This window comes from Hamadaea sp. (genome assembly GCF_013362815.1).
Taxonomy (GTDB): Bacteria; Actinomycetota; Actinomycetes; order Mycobacteriales; family Micromonosporaceae; genus Hamadaea.
Map to the genome: position 1 here is coordinate 467,705 of NZ_JABFVK010000013.1, position 17,445 is coordinate 485,149.

Genomic DNA, 17,445 nt, shown 5'->3' on the forward strand with positions numbered 1-17,445 from the left:
ACGAGCAGCTCCGTGGATCTACGCTCGTCATCATGTCGACAGTGCTCATCAGCGGCGCTGGCGTGGCCGGGCCGACCCTCGCGTACTGGTTGGCCCGCGCCGGATGGCGTCCGACGGTGGTCGAGCGCGCGGCCGGCCAGCGCTCCAGCGGCAGCCCGGTCGACGTGCGAGGCCCGGCTCTTCCGGTGGTCGAGGCGATGGGTGTGGTCGACGAGCTGCGCGCTTCGGCCACCCAGGCGACCGGCATACGGTTCGTCGATTCGGCGGGCCGGCTGAGCCGCCCCAGGTCGATGCCGGTCAGCCGCAGTGCAGCCGGTACGCGCGAGATGGAGGTGCCGCGTACAGATCTGGCTCGGATCCTGTGCGCGGCGGTTCGTGACGACGCGGAATTCGTCTACGACGACACGATCACCCGTCTCGATCAGGACGACAGCGGAGTGGACGTCTGCTTCGAACGTGGTCCGGCACGACGATTCGATCTCGTCGTCGGTGCGGACGGACTGCATTCGACGACGCGGCGGCTCGCCTTCGGTCCCGAGCACGACTTCGTCTGTCACCTCGGCATCTACATCGCGACCACACCGCTCGGCGAGGCGCCCGAGTATCCGCACGACGTGCTGTTGCACAACACACCCGGACGGCTCGTGGCGATGCATCCGGTACGCGGTGAGGCGGGGGTCGCGTTCATCTTCCGTCGCCCGGCGGTGCCGGGATTCGACCATCGTGACACCGCCCAACATCGCCGGATTCTCGCCGAGGCGTACGCCGGACAGGCCGGCTGGCGAGTGCCCGAGCTGCTGAGCCGGGCGCTCGACGCCGATGACCTCTACTTCGACGCGGTCAGCAAGGTCGCTCTCCCGTCGTGGTCAGCCGGGCGAGTCGTGCTCCTCGGTGATGCGGCGGCGTCGGTGTCGCTGTTCGGTGACGGCTCGAGCCTCGCCATCGCGGGTGCTCGGGTGCTGGCCGATGCGATCGCCGACAGTGACCACGTCACGGCGTTCCGGCGCTACGAGACCGAGCACCGCCGTCATACCGCCGCCCGGGCCCGGGGAGCGGGGCTGGTGGCGGGCCTGTTGGTTCCCAAGACTCGCCTGGGCATCCTCGCGCGCAACGCGGCAGCCAGACTCCTCCCGCGAGCGACGGTTGCTTGATACGCGCGATTGGGCGTGCGGCGGCTGGAGCTGCGCAATGGCGTCGGGTGCTCAAGACCTGGCGGCGGCAGGTTCATGCGCGGGCGGACAGCCACTCCTCCAGCAGGTCGGCTGCCTGATGGGCCGCCCGTTCGGCAGTCTGGACGGTTGCGCCAGCCAGGTGTGGTGTGAGCACGACGTTGGGTGCGCTCCGCAGGGGGGATCCGGCGGGCAGCGGTTCGACGTCGAACACGTCGAACGCGGCTGCGCGCAGGTGTCTCGTGTGCAGGGCGTCGGCGACAGCGTCGTAGTCGAGCAGGCCGCCCCGCGCCGAGTTGACCAGGACCGCCCCGGGCCGCATCCGGGCGATCTCCTTGGCGCCGATCATGCCCCGTGTCTCGGGAGTCAGCCGGGCGTGCAGGCTGATCACGTCGCTGCGGTGCAGGATCTCCTCAAGGGTCACCGGTTCCGTGCCGTCGAGGGTCGCCGGATCGGCGTAGGGGTCGTGGATCAGGACGGTTGCGCCGAACGCGCGGAGGATGCGGGCCACCTGGCGACCGATCGCGCCGTAACCGATCAGGCCGACGGTCGCGCCGCCGAGTTCCGAGCCGACCTCGTCGAGCGCATACAGGTCGGACCGCCACTGTCCGGCGAGGACGGATGCGTGGGTGCTGGGGATGGCGCGCATTGCGGCGAGCAGCAAGGCGATCGTGTGCTCGGCAGCGGCCGGGGCGTTGCGGCCGGGGGTGCTCTTGATCTCGATGCCACGCGCCTGGGCGGCGTCGGAGTTGACGTTCACGGGGCCGCCGCGAGTCACGATGACGAGTCTGAGGTCGTCGGCGGCGGCGAGCACCCGCTCGGTAAGCGGCGCCATCTGGGTGATCAGCACTTCCACACCGGGGAGTCGGCTGATGAGCTCGTCCTCGATGTCGGAGGCTTCGTCGACCTCACCGACGGGACCGAACGGCGTACGCGGCCAGGGCCCGAGGTGAGTGCGTACATCGAGCTCGCCGAGTCGGCCGCGGCGAGCCTCGAGCGCGGCGGTGACGAGGCCGGGAGTGACGAAGTGGTCGCCGGCGACGAGCACACGGGTCATGGTGATGTCCTCCAGGTGGTGCGAGCATGGGTGACGGTGTCGAGGTAGGCGGCATATCGGTCCTCGTACGCATCGGCGCGTGCGGGCTCGACCACGGTCGGTCGGGCCGCAGTCGGCATCGGTGGGACTCCGATTGCCTGAAGCGCCGCCTGTGCCGCGCCCCGCGCACCGGCCTCGTCGCCGGTCAGGATCCGGATTGGCCGGCCCAGCACGTCGGCGAAGATCTGCGCCCAGGCGGTGGTGCGCATCCCTCCGCCGCAGGCGGTCAACTCCCCGGTCAGGCCGGCGGCGCTCAGGCAATGCCGAGCGCTGAAGGCGATGGCCTCGCAGGTGGCGCGAACGATGTCGGCCCGGCCGACGCCGGTGTGCAGGCCGTCGATGCGGGCCCGGGCGGTCGGCGCGACGAATGGTGCGCGCTCACCGCCCTCGGCGAAGAACGGCAGTACCGACAGCCCTTCGGAACGGCCTTGGACGAGTAGCGACGGCAGGTCTTCGATCCGAGCGCCGACGAGGTCCAGAATCCAGTCGATGGTCGCGGTGCCGACCATGGCGGGCATGGCGCGCAGCCACCGGCCCGGCTGCCACGTGCTCAGGGTGAACCCCGCGGGTTCGCCGACTCCGATTCGATCGGTCATCACCTGACAGGCCAGCGTGGTCCCGACGATCAGCAGGCCGTCACCGAGTTCGTCGACGTCCGCGCCCCAGGCGGTGGCGGGCAGGTCATAGGGGGCGGCCACGACGGGCGTACCGCTCGGCAGGCTTCCGACGCTCGTGCGCAGGTGCCCGGTGGGTGCGGATTGGACGCTCGGCAGCAGGTCCCGACGGTGAGCGAGCCCAGCGGCGGTGATGAGTCCGGCGTCGTAGTCGCGGGTGCGTGGATCGAGAAAGGGCACGGACGCGTCGGAGACGTCGGTCGCCCGTAGCCCGGTCAGCTGCTGTACCACGACGTCCTTGCACCGCGCGGCGGTCGCGGCCTTGTCGAGGCTGCCGGGCTCATACCGGTCCAGCCACGCCAGCAACGGTCCGGTGTTGCCTGCGTACGGCAGGCTGCCGGTTCGCTCGAAGAGAGTCTCGAGTAGTCCCGCCGCCTCCCATTCGGCGACGATGTCCGCGGCCCGGCCGTCGAGCCAGGAGATCGCCGGGCGAATCGGCTCGCCATCGCGGTCGACGAGCCACAGCCCGTCTCCCTGGCCGGTGACACCGACGGCGATGGCCGGTCCCGGGTCCAGTTCGGCGAGCACTTCGCACACCGACCGGAAGACGGTGCGGACGTCCTGCTCGTACCGCCCCGGGCCGTCGCGGTCGACGACCGTCGGCCGGGCGGCCCGGCGCAGCGGGGTGCCGTCCGCCGCGTACACCACGGCTTTGGTGAGCGTGGTGCCGACGTCGACGCCGACGACGTAGGGGAGGGTCTGGCTAGGCGATTTCATATCGCACGCCGTTCTCACGCATCTCCACGAGGGATTCGGGGGAGGCCTGACTGTCGGTGATGACGAGATCGATGTCCGACAGGGGGGCCAGGCGATGCAGCGCGACGCGTCCCATCTTCGTGTGGTCGACCATCAACACCGAGCGCTGCGCCGCGCGGATCATCGCCCGCTTGACAAGCACGATCTCCTGTTCCTGGTGGTACGTGTAGCCGCCGGAGACCGCCGACGTGGAGGCGAAGAGCATGTCCACACGGAGCGCCTCGATGGCGTCGATGCAGGGCACGCCGAGGAATGAGTCGTGCGTCGGAAAGTAGTCGCCGCCGAGGGCGAGCAGCCGTACGCCGCGGATCGTGCTGAGCAACTTGATGGTCTCCAGGAAGTTGGTCATCACGGTGATCGGTGCCGCGTCCTCCAGCAGACGCGCGAGCTCTAGCGTCGTGGTGGAGTCGTCGAGCATGATCGCCATGCCCGGTTCGATGAGCTGTCGCGCCTTCTGGGCGATGGCGATCTTCTCGGCCCGGGCCGCGCGTAGCCGATAGGACACGTTGCTTTCGAAGACGCTAGACGGCTGGGCGCTGACGCCGCCGCGGTGTTTGCGGACGACGCCCTGGCGCTCGAGCTCGTCCAGGTCGCGATGAATGGTCATCAGACTGACATGGAACAGCTCCGCCAGCTCGTTGGCGGAGACAGAGCCGTGCTGCAACACATGCTCGAAGATCTCAGCCTGGCGCTGGGCCGGGCGGCTACGTTCGGTCGGATCGCTAGTCATAGCAGCCATCTTCCTATTGCCGCCCGTCATGACCGGCCGTTGTAGGCGAGTAGAGCGGAAGGTGTGCCGTCGTCGGACAGCCCTAGGACGACCGTTCCGGTCGGCGCCAAGCTCGGCAGCCGGCGACGGTACTCGGCGAGCGGCAAGCCGAGGGCGGCGCAGACGACCAGTCTGATGATGGTGCTGTGGCAGACGACCAGGGCGGTGCCCTGGGCCGCCGCCGTGACGTCGGCCAGTCCGGACTGGAACCTGCGGACCGCGTCGGCTGGGTGTTCCCCATGCGGGAGGTGGTGAGCGACGGGGTCACGGCGGAAGGCCGCGGCGACGTCGGGGTCCATCTCGTCCAGAGTCGCCCCTTCCGCGTCACCGAAGTCCAGCTCACGCAGCCGCGGATCAGTACGCAGATGCAGGCCCGTGGCGGCCGCTACCGGCATCGCGGTGGCGACCGCACGGACGAGGTCGGAGGCGGCCAGTGCGGTGAAACCTCGGCCGGTCGCCCACCGGGCCAGCGCTGTGGCCTGCTGCTCGCCGACCTCGTCGAGCGGAATGTCGCTCCGGCCGGTATAGCGATTGGGATGGTGCCACGCGGTGCGGCCGTGACGGACGAGTACGACTGTCTTCACGCGAACTCCAAGGCATTCCGGGACAGGTCTTCGTCGATCCAGCCGCGGGTCGTCAACGCGGCGACGAAGTCCGCGTACGCGGAACTGAACCGGTCGCCGGCTGCTGGACGCGGCGGAACAAGGGTGCCGGGCTGGATCATGCGGCGGGCGGTGGCGTTGAGCGGGCCGTCCCCGGCTGCGGCCAGCACGGCCATGCCGAAGGCCGGTTCGGCGGAAAAGGGCAGTTCGAGGGGAACACCGAGAATGTCGGCGCGAAGCTGATTCCAATATCGGCTTCGGGTCGCTCCACCGGTGATGTAGTGCCGGCCGTCGGTGGCTGCGCCGAGTCGGCGCAGATGGGCGTACGTCAGTTTCTCGACGTAGGCAACCGCCTGAAGAACCGCGGCGTAGCGGTCGTCGTCGTCGGTGAAATGACCGGAATGGAAGGCTGCCGCGTCGGGTCGAACGAAGGGGAACCGTTCGCCTCGTCCCGCCAGCGGATACAGGATCCCGCCGGCGGGCTCGTACTTGGCGGCGGAGGCATCGCTCAGCTCGTGGTTGATGCCAGGGAACCATTGTTCGATCACGCCGGCCCCGACGCTGGAGGCACCGCCGGGCAACCAGCCTTGGTCGGGATGACGATGGCTGTAGACGACCCCCGCCGGGTCGGTGAGGGGCTGCTGGCTGACGCCCTTGACGACCAGTGTCGTGCCAAGGACGGAGTTCCAGGAGCCGGGATCGAGGGCGCCGGCGGCGATCTGGGCGGCACAACCGTCGGTCATTCCCGCGCGTATCGGGGTTCCCGCCACGAATGCGCTGTGCTCTGCCCCGGCTAGGCCGACGCTGCCGATGGTGCTTCCGGGTCGCACGACCTCGGGCAAAAACCGCTCCGGCAGACCGAGGAGGTCCAGTGGGCCGGTCGCCCAAGCCTGCTTACCGGCGTCATAGCCGGTTTTCAAGGCATGACTCCAGTCGGTGGCCACGCGATGCCCGGTCAGGCGCTCGGCGATGTAGTCGCCGCAATGACGTAGGCCGAGCTGTCCTGCGCCCATCTCCCGACGAAGCTCCGGCGATCCATGTTCCAGCAGCCAGGCGAGCCGCGGGAGCGGCCACGTCGGCTGGGCCGGATGCCCGACGGAACGCCACCGGTCGGCATCGAAGTCAGCGGCCGCCCGAGCGTCGTCGTACATCAGACCCGTCGTCTGCGGTCGTCCGCTGGCATCGGCGAGCAGAAAGGTGCCCGACGTGGCGCAGATGGCGAGGGCGCGAACGCGCTGTGCGGCAGGTCTTCCAGCCGAATCGGCTTCCTGCAGGGCCGCTCGGCTGGCCTCGCAGAACACCAGCCACCACTGCTCTGGGTCTTGTTCATGCCGGGTCCCGGCGCGAGAGCTGCTCAGCTGCCCCGCCCCGCGTCCGACGACGTTTCCGTGCTCGTCGCACAGCATGACGCGAATGCTCTGCGTCCCGACGTCGACGCCGGCCCACAGGTCTGGGCCGGTTGGATGCTGTGTTCCCATGCGCGCCGCAGCTTCCGTTCGTTGTTAAGAGAACAACCTTGAGCGTTATGATAACATCGACTTAACGTCGGCGCTAGCTGGTGTCATCGGATAGTCGTTCCCCTGCAGGCAATTCGCTAGCCCGGCCCTTCGGCCGCGCGGCCACCGTGCTTCGTGAGATTTGACATTGCCGATGTAATCTTCACATCGCGGAGGTCAGGTGTCGTTCACTTCGGTCGCCGTCTTGGGCATCGCTGCACTGTTCGCCACCTTCGCAGGTTTCAACGACGCCGGCGTCCTGGTCGGCATCGGCAGCGGGATACGAGGACTGCGTCCTTTCGCCGCGCTGATGCTGTTGACCGCGGCCGTGATCGGCACGCCCTTGATCGTCGGAACGGCGGTTGCCGCCACGCTGGACGGCCGGCTGGTGCCGTCCGGTTCGGACGATGGACCGGCGCGCGCGCAGATGCTCTGCGGCATCGTCGCTGCGGTTGCGGTCACCGTGTCGCTGGCGGCTCGACGGCTGCCGACCAGCCTCACGCTCGCCCTCATCGGCGGCATCGCCGGTGCCGGGCTCGGGGGACGGATGGCGGGAGCGGACGCCGGCTCGGCCGACTGGGCGGTCGTAGGACGGGTCCTCTGCCTCGCGGCGGCGGCGCCGTTGGCCGGAGCGGCGTTAGCCGTCGCGGTGGGCCGGCTGCTGGCGGTGGTCCCGCCGGCTGTCCACGGCCGGGCTGGCCGAGATGGCGCAGGACGTCGGCTGCAGTGGTTGCACATGGGCGGCTTCGGCGCGATCTGCCTGGCCTACGGCGCGAACGACGGCCAGAAGATGCTGGCGGTGTACGCCGCCTTGCTGGGCGGGGAGCCCGACCGGTACGCGCGCTCGCCGCTGGCGGCGGGCCTGATCGCGGGATGTTTTCTGCTCGGCGGCGCGGTCGGCCTGCGCAGGTTGGGGCCGTTGGGCGGCGGGCTCGCCGTTGCCCGGCAGGACGGCGTCGTGCTGACGGAGCTGTCCAGCGCCGGTGTCGTACTGGGCACCGCGGCCGTCGGCGCGCCGGTGAGCATGACGCAGTCCATGTCGGGAGCACTGGTGGGAACGGGATTGCGCCGAGGAACGAGGAGAGTGCGATGGGCGAGAGTCGTAGGTTTGGGTTGGGCGTGGATGCTGACGTTGCCGATGGCGTTTCTCGCTGGTGGCGTAGGCGCCGTGATCGTGGTGTCGGTGGCGTTCTGAGCCGGGTTCCGGGCTTGGTCAGGCAGCTGTCCGGCGGCAACGACCGCCTGCTGGTCGGGCACGTCAGCGATCAGATCGGGTGCGCCGGCCGAGGTGTCGACCTGGCGCGGCGGTTGGCGGACGGCCAGGTGCCATCGGGCCAGGCCCGGCAGATCATCGCCGAGATCGAGCACGAGGGCGACGCGCGTCGTAGCGACCTCATCGGACGGCTGCGAGGCAGCGTGACCTCTCCGGTGGACCGCGAGGACCTGTTCCGCGTGTCGCGGGGAGTCGACGACGTGCTCGACGCGGTCCGCGATTTCGTCCGCGAGTTCGATCTGTTCGACGCGGTGCCGCTTCCGTTGTACGGACCGGTCCTGGACCGGCTGGCGGATGCCCTGGTGCGGCTCGACGCGGCGGTGGCGTTGCTGGTGGCCGGCCCGCGGGAGGCGGCGCTGGCAGCGGTGGCCGCCAAGAAGCCCGGTGTCCGGGCGGCGTATCAGGTGGCCCTCGCCGATGCGCTGGCCGAGCCCGTCGTCGCCAGGCAGGTGGCGACAGTGTTGCTGCTCGGACGGCTCGACGTAGCCGGCCAGCGGTTGGCGGCAGCGGCGGACGCGTTGGCGGACGGTGTGATGAAGCGGTTTCAGTGATGCGATGTTCGCATAATGTATGTGCAATTCTCACTGCCCCGAGGCGATCTTGCGGTGCGGGTTCCGTGCCGTTACGGTCGCTTAACCTCGGCTTTTTGTTTCCGCCAAGTTCTCCAATGATGAGAGTCTTGTGAAAACAACGTTCTGGATGTTAAATCTCACATGTGCCGCTCACCCCGATCGCGGGCCCTCGCCGCGACGTAGCGGTCTATCTGGAGGAGACCCATGTTGCATAGACGCCACCTCGCTGCGGCCCTGGCCGCGGTGACCGTGTTCGGCCTCGGCGCGTGTGGCGGCGGGGAGGACGACGCCGCCGACGGAATGCAGACCGTGACCTTCTGGCACTCCATGGCCGGGGCGAACGGCGAGGCCGTCAATCACCTCGTCGACCAGTTCAACCAGCAGCACAGCGGGAAGATCAAGGTTGAGGCGACGTTCCAGGGCAAGTACAACGACTCCCTTACCAAGCTCAAGGCATCGGTGCAGTCACGGCAGACGCCCAACCTGGTGCAGGTCTTCGAGATCGGCACTCAGCTCATGGTCGACACCAAGGCCACCGTGCCGTTCGCGGACATGGCGTCGCAAGCCGGCATCGCCATCGAAACGATCGAGCCGGGCATCGCCAAGTACTACACGATTGGTGGGAAGCTGCAATCTCTGCCCTTCAACGCGTCGGCGCCGGTCCTGTTCTACAACAAGACCGCCTTCAAGAATGCCGGGCTGGACCCGGCCAAGCCGCCGACGACCATGAGCGAGCTGGCTGAGGCGGCCAAGAAGCTGACCGTCAGCTCCGGCGGCAAGGTCAGCCAGTACGGCGTGGTGGCTTCGATCGACGGCTGGCTGGTTGAGCAGATGCTCGCCGCGGGCGGCGTCCAGTACTGCGACCAAGACAACGGCCGTACGGGCCGGGCGACCGGCGTGACTTGGAACAACGAGCAGCTGCGCAGCGTGGTCACCACCTGGGCCGGGCTCGTCAAGGAGGGCAACCTGCTCAACGTCGGACGAAACAACACCGATGCGTCGGCGGCGTTCCAAGCGGGCCGTGCGGCGATGCTGCCCTTCACCTCGGCCAACTTGCGCGACATCATCAAGGGCTCGAAGTTCGAGGTGGGGGTCGCCAACTACATCCGGCCGGACGGCACCCAGCCCAGTGGCGTGTTCAACGGCGGCGCGTCGGTCTGGACGATGGCCGGGCACCCGAAGGCCCAGCAGACCGCGGCCGGTGAGTTCCTCAAGTACCTCGCCTCGCCGGAGGCACAGGGCTACTGGGCCGCGCATACCGGCTACATCCCGGTGGTGACGGCTGCGGCGCAGACCAAGGAATTCACCGACGTCCTAACGACCTACCCGGACTTCGCCAAGCCGGGCGCCGAACTGCGCGACGCCGCCACGACCCCGGCGAGCAGCGGCTGCCTCATGGGTGTCATGCCGCAGGCCCGGGACAAGATGAACGACGTCGTCGAGTCGGTCATCCTCGGCAAGGCCACGGCGGACAAGGCCATCACCGACGCTCAGGCGGCCATGACGGACGTGATCGCCGCCTACAACAAGTCCGTCGGCAGCTGAAGGAGCGCAACGTGACGACATTGGTCGGACACCGGGGCGCTCCGACGCTCCGGACGGAGAACACTCTCGCTTCTCTGCGACTGGTAGGCGGCCTCGGGGCCGACGCTGTGGAGTTCGACGTCCGCTCCAGCCGCGACGGTACGCCGATCCTGCTGCACGACCGGACTCTCGAACGCTTCTGGGGGGTGCCCCGGTTGCCCGGCGAGTTGACGCTCGACGAGCTGCGGCAGTTGCGTACTGGCGCCCCGGACGAGCGCATCGCGACGCTCGCCGAGGTTGCCGAGAGTGTGCCGATCGGCCTGGTCGTCGACAACAAGGAGCCGGATCTCGTGCCGGCCGTGACGGCTGTCCTGCGCGCCGGCGGTGCGTTGGAAAGATCCCTGTTCATCGGCGAGTGGCAGGTGCTGACGGTGGTCCGTGAGCACCTGCCCGAAGCCGAGATCGTGCTTTCGTGGGTGGGCCCCGAGCTGCCGCCGGCGCAGTTGCTGCGATCGGTCCGGCCGCAGGCGGTCAATCTACGGTTCGACAGCCTGACGGAACGATCGGTGGAACAGGCTACTGAGCTGGGCCTTCGCATGTGGACGTACTGCGTGGACGACTCCGCCGCGGCCGGTCGCGCGCTGGACTGGGGTGTCGACGGTCTGATCAGCAACGACCTGGCCGCGGTGCGGCCTTCCCTGACGAATGCGAATCGATCATGAACAGTCTCGTCGAGTTGCATGATTTCGCCGTCGGCCTAGCCCAGACGGCGATGACGATGATGGCCGCCGCCCGACCACGGCCGGACGACGCCGCGACCAAGAAGGACCCGGCAGACTGGGTGACTCCGTTCGACCAGGCTATCGAGCGTCATGTCCGGCAGCAGATCGCCGAGTGCCATCCCCGGCATCGGGTGATCGGCGAGGAGTACGGAGTCACCGACGACCCGCCGGAGGCGACGTTCACCTGGTATGTCGATCCGATCGACGGCACCACGAACTTCGTCCACGGGCTGCCATGGGCGTCGTTCAGCCTGGCCGGCTGCGATGAACAGGGTGTGGCCGTCGGCGTAGTGGCCGACGCCGCTCGTGCGCAGGTGCTCAGCGCCGTGCGCGGTGGTGGCACGTGGATCGACGGCGAGCCGGCCCGATGCGCGCCCGGCACCGGCTTGGCCGGCGGCATCCTGCTGACCGAATGGTCCGGCGGGCAGCCGTGGCCGGGCATGTTCGACGTGCTGACCGGCGTGTCGGCCCGATTCGGCGCAACGCGCATCATGGGCTCCTGCGCGCTCGCTCTGGCCAGCGTCGGCGTGGGCCGGGCCACCGCAGCGCTGCTGCCGGGTCGATACAACATGTGGGACGTCGCCGCGGGAGCCCTGATCGCCCGCGAAGGCGGTGCGCAGATCTGCGGCCGGGGCGGCCTGGACGACGCGGTGCCGGCCGACGGCATGCTGGCCGCCGTGCCAGGAGTGACGGAGGAAGTCTTCGGCCTGTGGCGGGCCGCCGCCTTCCCGGCACCGGTCGGTGCGCCATGACCGCGGTGCTCGAGCCGACGACGACGGCCAGGTTGACGCCAGCGCGGCGCCGACCGCGGTATCGACCGGCGGAGATCGGGATCGCCGCCGCGTTCCTCGTGCCCTCCACAGTCGTGTTCGCTTTGTTCGTTTTCTATCCGCTGGGCCGGACCATCTGGCTGAGCGTGCACGGCAGCGATATCTTCGGCAACGCCACCGGTTTCGTCGGCCTCGAGCGATACCTCGACTTCCTCAGCGATCCGCAGTTGCGCGCGGTCCTGCCGGTGACGTTGTTGTTCGCGCTGTGCACCGTGGTGCCGACCGTGGTCATCGGACTCGGGCTGGCGGTGGCACTGCAGGCCAAGGTCAAAGGCGTCGGATTCTTCCGAACCCTGATGGCTACGCCGTTCGCGTTCTCGGCGGCGTCGGCAGCGGTCGTGTTCGACGCGTTCTACAGCCCGAGCCTGGGTGTGTTCAACGGCATCTTGAGTCACGTCGGCGTGTCCGGGGTCGACTGGCTCACCGATCCGGCCACCGCTCTGCCTGCAGTGGCGGCGGTGTCGGTGTGGCGCGACCTCGGCTACGCCGTGCTGGTCTTCTCCGCGGGTCTGCAGGCGATCCCCGAGGAACTGCTGGAAGCCGCCCGACTCGACGGCGCCGGCCGGTGGCGCATCCTGCGCGGCATCATCCTGCCGCTGCTGACACCGACCATCTTCTTCATGCTGGTCGTTTCGACGATCGGCTCCCTGCAGACGTTCGGGGAGATCAACATCATGACCGGCGGCGGTCCGGACGGTGCAACCACCACGCTGGTCTACGGGCTGTACAAGTCGGCGTTCGCGTTCGGCGCCTCCGATTTCGGCCTGGCCTCCGTTCAGGGCGTCGTGCTGCTGCTTCTGGTCACATCCATCACCGCCATCCAGTTCCGGGTGCTGCAACGGAAGGTGTTCTACTCGTGATCCGGCTGCGCCGCGCCGGTACCGTCGCCGGTCTCGCCGTTCTCGTGGCCGTGGTCGTCTTCCCGCTGTATTACGCGGTGGCCGGCTCGGTCATGAGCCGCGACGATCTCACACGGTTTCCGCCCGCTCTGTTCCCGACGAGCCTGCACTCGGGCAGCTTCGCCGATGTGCTGCACGCGATCCCCCTGGCTCGCCAGTACGCCAACAGCATTCTGGTGTCGTTGGTGATCGTCGGCGGCGTGCTGATCACATCGGTGTTGTCGGGCTACGTGTTCGCGTTCTTGAACTTCCCGCTCAAGAAACTCGCATTCGGCATGTTCCTGGCGACGATGGCGGTGCCCGCCGAGTCCATGATCATCCCGAACTATCTGACGATGGCCGACTGGGGTCTGATGAACACGTTCCCCGCGCTCTTCCTACCCTTCCTCGCGGCCGGCTTCGGCACCTTCCTCATGCGGCAGTTCTTCTTGAGCTTCCCGCGGGAGGTGTACGAGGCGGCCAAGGTCGAAGGCTGCGGGCATCTGCGGTTCCTCTGGCAGATTCTGGTGCCGCTGTCGCGTCCCGCCCTGGGCACGCTGGCCATCCACGCGTTCATCAGCAGCTACAACCACTACTTCTGGCCGTTGCTGGTCACCAGCACGCCGAAGATGCAGACCCTGCAGATCGGGTTGGCCCAGCTCAACTCCGTCGAGGAGCGGGCACCCGACGTCATTTTCGCCGGCGTCGTGCTGGCCATCATCCCGATGCTGATCATGATCTACGTCTTCCAGCGCCACCTCGTGCGTGGACTGACGGCCGGAGCAGTGCGATGACCGTCGAGCGTACGCTGGCCGCCGGAGCGGTCGTCGGCGTCGGCACCGCCGCCCCGTACCACCAGCTGCGGTACGCCGCAGGCGAGATCCATTCGACGCGGACCGACTTCGTGGCGGGACCGGCGCCGCAGCGCGGTCAGACGCACATCGCCACTCTCGGGCATCTCACCGATCTGCACATCGTCGATCCGGGCACCCCGGCGCGCCTCGACTTCGCCATGCGGACTGGTGCCGGTACGCCGGGCTGGGGAGGCCTTGTCGATTGGGTCTTCCGTCCACAGGAGACCCTCGCGCCGCATGCGGCCGCGGCGATGATCCGGACTTTGGCCGAGCTCGACCTCGACGTCTGCGTCGTCACCGGCGACAACATCGACAACGCTCAGGTCAACGAGCTCACCGCGTACCTGGCGTTGCTCGACGGCGGACGAGTCGAGCTGAGCTCGCACGGCTATCACGGGCCCCAGCGCCTGGACTGGGCCGACCCCTGGTACTGGCGGCCGGACCCCGGCGATGATCGGTACAAGGACTTGTGGGGCTTTCCCACTCATCCGGGTCTGCTGGAGGCGGCGGCGGCCGAATTCACCGCACCCGGGCTGGGTCATCCTTGGCTGGCTTGTCTGGGAAATCACGACCTGCTCGTCGGTGGCACCGCCGCGACCGGACCGGATCGGGCTGATCTCTCGGCGCTGGCCGTGGGGGACAGCAAACCGGTCGCGCTGCCTGGTCGGCACCATCCGCAAGCACTACAGCAGTTCCTGGCCGATCCGGCGGCGTTGCTGTCCGGCCCCTCCCGGCCGGTTCCAGCAGTGCCCGGCCGCCGGTTCACCTCCGTCGCCGACTTCGTCTTGGCCCATAGTCATGCCCATGCCCGACCGGCCGGACACGGCTTCACTGCGGCCAACCACCAGAACGGGACGGCCTATTACACCTACGATCCTGTGCCAGGCCTGCGGCTCGTCGTGCTGAACACCGACAACCCGCACGGCCACTGGGACGGCAGCATCGACCGGCCGCAACTGGACTGGCTCGCCGACCAGCTGCGTGCTCAGGGCCCGGACGACCCGCTGATCGTCTTGGCTTCACATCACGCCACGAGCTCGCTCCGCAACGGCTACGGAGTCTGCCCGGACCATCCCGGTGAGCGCGCGTACGCCGACGAGTTGCTCCGGTTGGCGACGGGATGCCCCAACGTGATTCTGTGGCTCAACGGCCACCACCACGCCAACCGGGTCGTGGCGCATCATCGCGGCGATGGCGGCGGACTCTACGAGGTGACGACCGCGGCGATCGCCGACTGGCCGGTACAGGCCCGCACACTGCAGATCGCCCGCGAATCCGGCGGTGGCCTCTGCATCACCAGCACCCTGATAGACCACCTAGCGCCGGCCGCGCCGGGCCCCGACCGTCACACGTCCCCCTGGCTGGCCGCGCTTCATCGCGAGCTGGCCTACAACGACGCCGTCCGCGCCGGGCGCACCGGGGCGGTCGGTGGCGCGCTGGACCGAAACGTCCGGCTGCGCCTGCCAGCACGTTCCACCTAGGGCACCGTCCACCCTCGAAGGGAGCTCCATGCGCCGCCCCCTCCTGGCACTGGCTCTGGTGGTCCTGACCGCGACGAGTTCCGGGATTCTCAGCCCGGGCCTCGCAGCGGCCAGCACCGTCACCGTCACCAGCGGTTCCACCAAGGTCCTCTTCCTGCGGCCCAACCTCGATCCCGCGCCTGACTCCGCGTACGCCACGCCCGACCCGTACAAGACCGGTTCGCAGTTCACCCCCTATCAGACGACCGGGCTCCGCGATGAGATCGACGCGCTAGTGCAGGCGTCATCGGCGGGTTCCACGCTTTACGCGTCCCTGTACACCTTCACCGATCAGCCGATCACCGACCATCTGCTGGCGGCGCACGCCCGCGGAGTCAAGGTGCGGCTGCTCGTGGAGGCATGCCTCGACGGCGACCCGCTGGACTGCGACCAGTCGGCCCAAGCCGACTCGCTGGTCGCCGGACTTCCGGCGTATACCAGCGGGGCCACCGGCTCTTGGGTGAAGCAGTGCTACGCCTCGTGCGCCGGCGGTGGCGTGGGCATCGACCACAACAAATTCTGGGTCTTCAGCGCATTGTCTGACGGCCGTACCGAAGTCACGGTCGTCGGGTCGTACAACCCGACCAATCCGCAGCAGCAGATGTTCCAGAACATGGTCGAGGTCTCCGGCAACGCGGCACTGGCCACTGCCTACCGTGACTACGCCGGACGCAAGGCCGCCAACACCGGGACCACCAAGGTCTACGAGACCGGGCACGTGGACGCCGGCGCCTTTCGGATCTGGTTCTCGCCGCGCAACTCGCCCAGCACGGCCGAGGACACCGAGATCACCTCGTCGTTCAACCCGCAGAGCACGCGGCACGACGTGTTCGCGGCCGCCATCGACGACGTCCAGTGCTCCACCACCGCCACCGACGACGTGATCCGCATGGTGATGTGGAGCTTCCGGGCCGCCCGCCCGGAGGTCATCGATGCTCTGGGCGACAAGGCCGACGCCGGATGCACCGTCGAGGTGGCGACCGGTGAGCATCAAGACGCCATCGCCGGTCTGGCCGCTCGGGGCATCCGGGTCTACTCCATGGATCCGGGCGGCTGTCGGCAGTCGTTCTTCGCTGTCGGCTCCGGCGTCAACAGCGAATGCTCCGACGGCAGCGCCCATTCGAAGTACCTGCTCACCCAGGGCGTGTCACGTAAGGACAATGCGACCCATTCCTACGTCTACACCGGCTCGCACAACCTGACCAACGGTGCGCTGAAGAAGAACGACGAAACCCTGATCCGCGTCGACGACGTCGCCGTCTACAACGGGTTCGTCGCCGACTACGACGCGATCAAGACCGCCGTCATCGACATCTCCCCGTCGCGCTACCCCGACAGCCTGTTCTCCACCGCCAACGCCAGCGCCACCGGTGACCAGTTCGAGCCGGCGGTCGCGTCCTACCGGGGCGCGGACGGGCACACCACCAGCTTGGTCGCGTTCAGCTCCGGCCTCCTGACCGGCACGGGTAATGAGATCCGTCTCGGCCGGTTCGTCGACGGGGTACGCCAATCCGAGGTCGTGGTCCGGACCGGCGGCACCACCGGCTGGAACTACAAGACACCCGACGTCGGGCTGGCGTCCAACGGCGACGCAGTGGTGGTCTGGGCCGACGACAGCAACGGCAACGGCGGCTACGAGATTCGATCCCGGCGGGTGCATCCCGACGGCACGATGACGTCGATCGTCAACGTCAACAGCCTGGCCGACGGCGACCAGAGCCGGCCGTCGGTGTCCGTGCTGCCGGACGGCCGGTTCGCCGTCGCTTGGGAAGACCTGTCCACCGCCGGGTCGAGTTCCATCCGCTACGCGGCGTTCTCCGCGGCCGACGCGCGGTTGTCGGCGGTCACCGGCGGATATGACGTCGCGGTGCAGGCCGTCGCCGGTGGCACCTACCACAAGCCGGACGTTGCCGTGAACTCGTCCGGCACCGCCGTGCTGGCCTGGGAAGACGACGAGGACGGCAACGGCGGTTACAGCATCCGCGGCATCACCGGCACCCTCACCGGGGTCTTCGGCTCCATCGTCGCGGTGCACACCGGCGACCTGTCCGATGGCCAGCAGTGGGATCCCGCCGTCGCCATCGGCTCCACCGGAACCTGGTACACCACCTGGACCGACGACTACACCGGCCGGACAGGCTCCGACGGCAACCCGCAGCAGCTGATCTATGTGCGGGGATTCACCGGCGGCACCGCGGCGTTCGCGGCTCGCCCTGTCAGCGGGCCCGTCTATCAGTGGACCGTGGACACCGCTGGCGCTTACGCGGTGACCACGCAGACGGCGTACCAGTCCGACCGGGTCGGTCGCCAGACGCACTCCGACGTCGCCGTGGACGGCTCCGGCAACGCCGTGGTCAGTTGGCAAGAGACCGGACAGGCAACGGGACTCACGAGCGCAAACAGTGGGTCCGAAGTGTGGGCGCGTGGCATCGGAGCAACCGGCACGACGACGAACCTGTTCCCCGAAAGCCGACTGAGCGTCTTCACCGCCAACCGCCAGGACGACGCCGCGATCGGCGTCGACCAGAACGGAACCGTCACAGTGGTCTACGTCGACGACTGGGACGGCAACGGCGGAACACAGCTCTATCTCCGCTACGGGCTGCGTAACTGCGCGCAGACCTGCTAGCCCGGCAGCACGCAGCAATCC

15 protein-coding genes are annotated in these 17,445 nt (G+C 68.5%); 10 read left to right on the top strand and 5 right to left on the bottom strand.

From position 1 onward, the window contains the following. Nucleotides 1–32 precede the first annotated feature (32 nt). A complete protein-coding gene (locus tag HOV77_RS07080) occupies nucleotides 33–1,151 on the top strand; it encodes an FAD-dependent monooxygenase (protein WP_290859210.1) in 1,119 nt (372 codons plus the stop codon). Between the two features lie 73 nt (nucleotides 1,152–1,224). Here HOV77_RS07080 and HOV77_RS07085 read toward each other — a convergent pair whose 3' ends face one another. Genes HOV77_RS07085 through HOV77_RS07105 form a run of 5 tightly spaced genes read right to left on the bottom strand, consistent with a single transcriptional unit; the run spans nucleotide 1,225 to nucleotide 6,544 of the window. Continuing rightward, the gene (locus HOV77_RS07085) at nucleotides 1,225–2,226 is read right to left on the bottom strand and encodes a 2-hydroxyacid dehydrogenase (protein WP_290859212.1); all 1,002 of its coding nucleotides are present in this window, start codon (nucleotides 2,224–2,226) and stop codon (nucleotides 1,225–1,227) included. Continuing rightward, complete coding sequence (locus tag HOV77_RS07090) at nucleotides 2,223–3,656, bottom strand: FGGY-family carbohydrate kinase (protein ID WP_290859214.1); 1,434 nt, start codon at nucleotides 3,654–3,656, stop codon at nucleotides 2,223–2,225. Before HOV77_RS07090 ends, HOV77_RS07085 begins: the two co-directional genes overlap by 4 nt. Beyond that, nucleotides 3,643–4,425 carry a DeoR/GlpR family DNA-binding transcription regulator gene (locus tag HOV77_RS07095; RefSeq protein WP_290859217.1) on the bottom strand — a complete coding sequence of 261 codons (783 nt, stop codon included), beginning with the start codon at nucleotides 4,423–4,425 and terminating at the stop codon, nucleotides 3,643–3,645. Before HOV77_RS07095 ends, HOV77_RS07090 begins: the two co-directional genes overlap by 14 nt. 26 nt (nucleotides 4,426–4,451) lie before the next feature. Next, complete coding sequence (locus tag HOV77_RS07100; RefSeq protein ID WP_290859223.1) at nucleotides 4,452–5,048, bottom strand: histidine phosphatase family protein; 597 nt, start codon at nucleotides 5,046–5,048, stop codon at nucleotides 4,452–4,454. Continuing rightward, nucleotides 5,045–6,544: an FGGY family carbohydrate kinase gene (locus HOV77_RS07105; RefSeq protein WP_290859227.1), complete on the bottom strand. Its 1,500-nt coding sequence runs from the start codon at nucleotides 6,542–6,544 to the stop codon at nucleotides 5,045–5,047. Before HOV77_RS07105 ends, HOV77_RS07100 begins: the two co-directional genes overlap by 4 nt. 199 nt (nucleotides 6,545–6,743) lie before the next feature. Here HOV77_RS07105 and HOV77_RS07110 point away from each other — a divergent pair, with 199 nt between their 5' ends. The 9 genes from HOV77_RS07110 (at nucleotide 6,744) to HOV77_RS07150 (ending at nucleotide 17,424) form a co-directional block, all read left to right on the top strand. Further along, nucleotides 6,744–7,757 (top strand): inorganic phosphate transporter, encoded by a 1,014-nt coding sequence (locus tag HOV77_RS07110; protein WP_290859229.1) that lies wholly within the window; start codon nucleotides 6,744–6,746, stop codon nucleotides 7,755–7,757. A gap of 14 nt (nucleotides 7,758–7,771) precedes the next feature. Continuing rightward, nucleotides 7,772–8,386, top strand: a complete 615-nt coding sequence (locus tag HOV77_RS07115) for a DUF47 family protein (RefSeq protein WP_290859232.1) — start codon at nucleotides 7,772–7,774, stop codon at nucleotides 8,384–8,386. Between the two features lie 225 nt (nucleotides 8,387–8,611). Beyond that, nucleotides 8,612–9,952, top strand: coding sequence for an ABC transporter substrate-binding protein (locus tag HOV77_RS07120; RefSeq protein WP_290859234.1), 1,341 nt, complete (start codon nucleotides 8,612–8,614; stop codon nucleotides 9,950–9,952). 11 nt (nucleotides 9,953–9,963) lie between these two features. Beyond that, complete coding sequence (locus HOV77_RS07125; protein ID WP_290859236.1) at nucleotides 9,964–10,653, top strand: glycerophosphodiester phosphodiesterase; 690 nt, start codon at nucleotides 9,964–9,966, stop codon at nucleotides 10,651–10,653. After that, nucleotides 10,650–11,465: an inositol monophosphatase family protein gene (locus HOV77_RS07130; RefSeq protein ID WP_290859238.1), complete on the top strand. Its 816-nt coding sequence runs from the start codon at nucleotides 10,650–10,652 to the stop codon at nucleotides 11,463–11,465. The genes HOV77_RS07125 and HOV77_RS07130 overlap by 4 nt, the downstream gene beginning before the upstream one ends. Then, complete coding sequence (locus HOV77_RS07135; protein WP_290859240.1) at nucleotides 11,462–12,403, top strand: sugar ABC transporter permease; 942 nt, start codon at nucleotides 11,462–11,464, stop codon at nucleotides 12,401–12,403. The genes HOV77_RS07130 and HOV77_RS07135 overlap by 4 nt, the downstream gene beginning before the upstream one ends. Beyond that, nucleotides 12,400–13,215, top strand: a complete 816-nt coding sequence (locus HOV77_RS07140; RefSeq protein WP_290859242.1) for a carbohydrate ABC transporter permease — start codon at nucleotides 12,400–12,402, stop codon at nucleotides 13,213–13,215. Before HOV77_RS07135 ends, HOV77_RS07140 begins: the two co-directional genes overlap by 4 nt. Then, nucleotides 13,212–14,756 carry a metallophosphoesterase gene (locus tag HOV77_RS07145; protein WP_290859243.1) on the top strand — a complete coding sequence of 515 codons (1,545 nt, stop codon included), beginning with the start codon at nucleotides 13,212–13,214 and terminating at the stop codon, nucleotides 14,754–14,756. The genes HOV77_RS07140 and HOV77_RS07145 overlap by 4 nt, the downstream gene beginning before the upstream one ends. A gap of 28 nt (nucleotides 14,757–14,784) precedes the next feature. Next, a complete protein-coding gene (locus tag HOV77_RS07150) occupies nucleotides 14,785–17,424 on the top strand; it encodes a phospholipase D-like domain-containing protein (protein ID WP_290859246.1) in 2,640 nt (879 codons plus the stop codon). The last annotated feature ends 21 nt before the right edge of the window (nucleotides 17,425–17,445 follow it).

What these genes read in the sequence shown, in the direction of transcription:
- HOV77_RS07080 (WP_290859210.1), top strand. Translation starts at nt 33, where the DNA reads ATGTCGACAGTGCTCATCAGCGGCGCTGGCGTGGCCGGGCCGACCCTC.
- HOV77_RS07085 (WP_290859212.1), bottom strand. Translation starts at nt 2,226, where the DNA reads ATGACCCGTGTGCTCGTCGCCGGCGACCACTTCGTCACTCCCGGCCTC.
- HOV77_RS07090 (WP_290859214.1), bottom strand. Translation starts at nt 3,656, where the DNA reads ATGAAATCGCCTAGCCAGACCCTCCCCTACGTCGTCGGCGTCGACGTC.
- HOV77_RS07095 (WP_290859217.1), bottom strand. Translation starts at nt 4,425, where the DNA reads ATGACTAGCGATCCGACCGAACGTAGCCGCCCGGCCCAGCGCCAGGCT.
- HOV77_RS07105 (WP_290859227.1), bottom strand. Translation starts at nt 6,544, where the DNA reads ATGGGAACACAGCATCCAACCGGCCCAGACCTGTGGGCCGGCGTCGAC.
- HOV77_RS07120 (WP_290859234.1), top strand. Translation starts at nt 8,612, where the DNA reads ATGTTGCATAGACGCCACCTCGCTGCGGCCCTGGCCGCGGTGACCGTG.
- HOV77_RS07130 (WP_290859238.1), top strand. Translation starts at nt 10,650, where the DNA reads ATGAACAGTCTCGTCGAGTTGCATGATTTCGCCGTCGGCCTAGCCCAG.
- HOV77_RS07135 (WP_290859240.1), top strand. Translation starts at nt 11,462, where the DNA reads ATGACCGCGGTGCTCGAGCCGACGACGACGGCCAGGTTGACGCCAGCG.
- HOV77_RS07145 (WP_290859243.1), top strand. Translation starts at nt 13,212, where the DNA reads ATGACCGTCGAGCGTACGCTGGCCGCCGGAGCGGTCGTCGGCGTCGGC.
- HOV77_RS07150 (WP_290859246.1), top strand. Translation starts at nt 14,785, where the DNA reads ATGCGCCGCCCCCTCCTGGCACTGGCTCTGGTGGTCCTGACCGCGACG.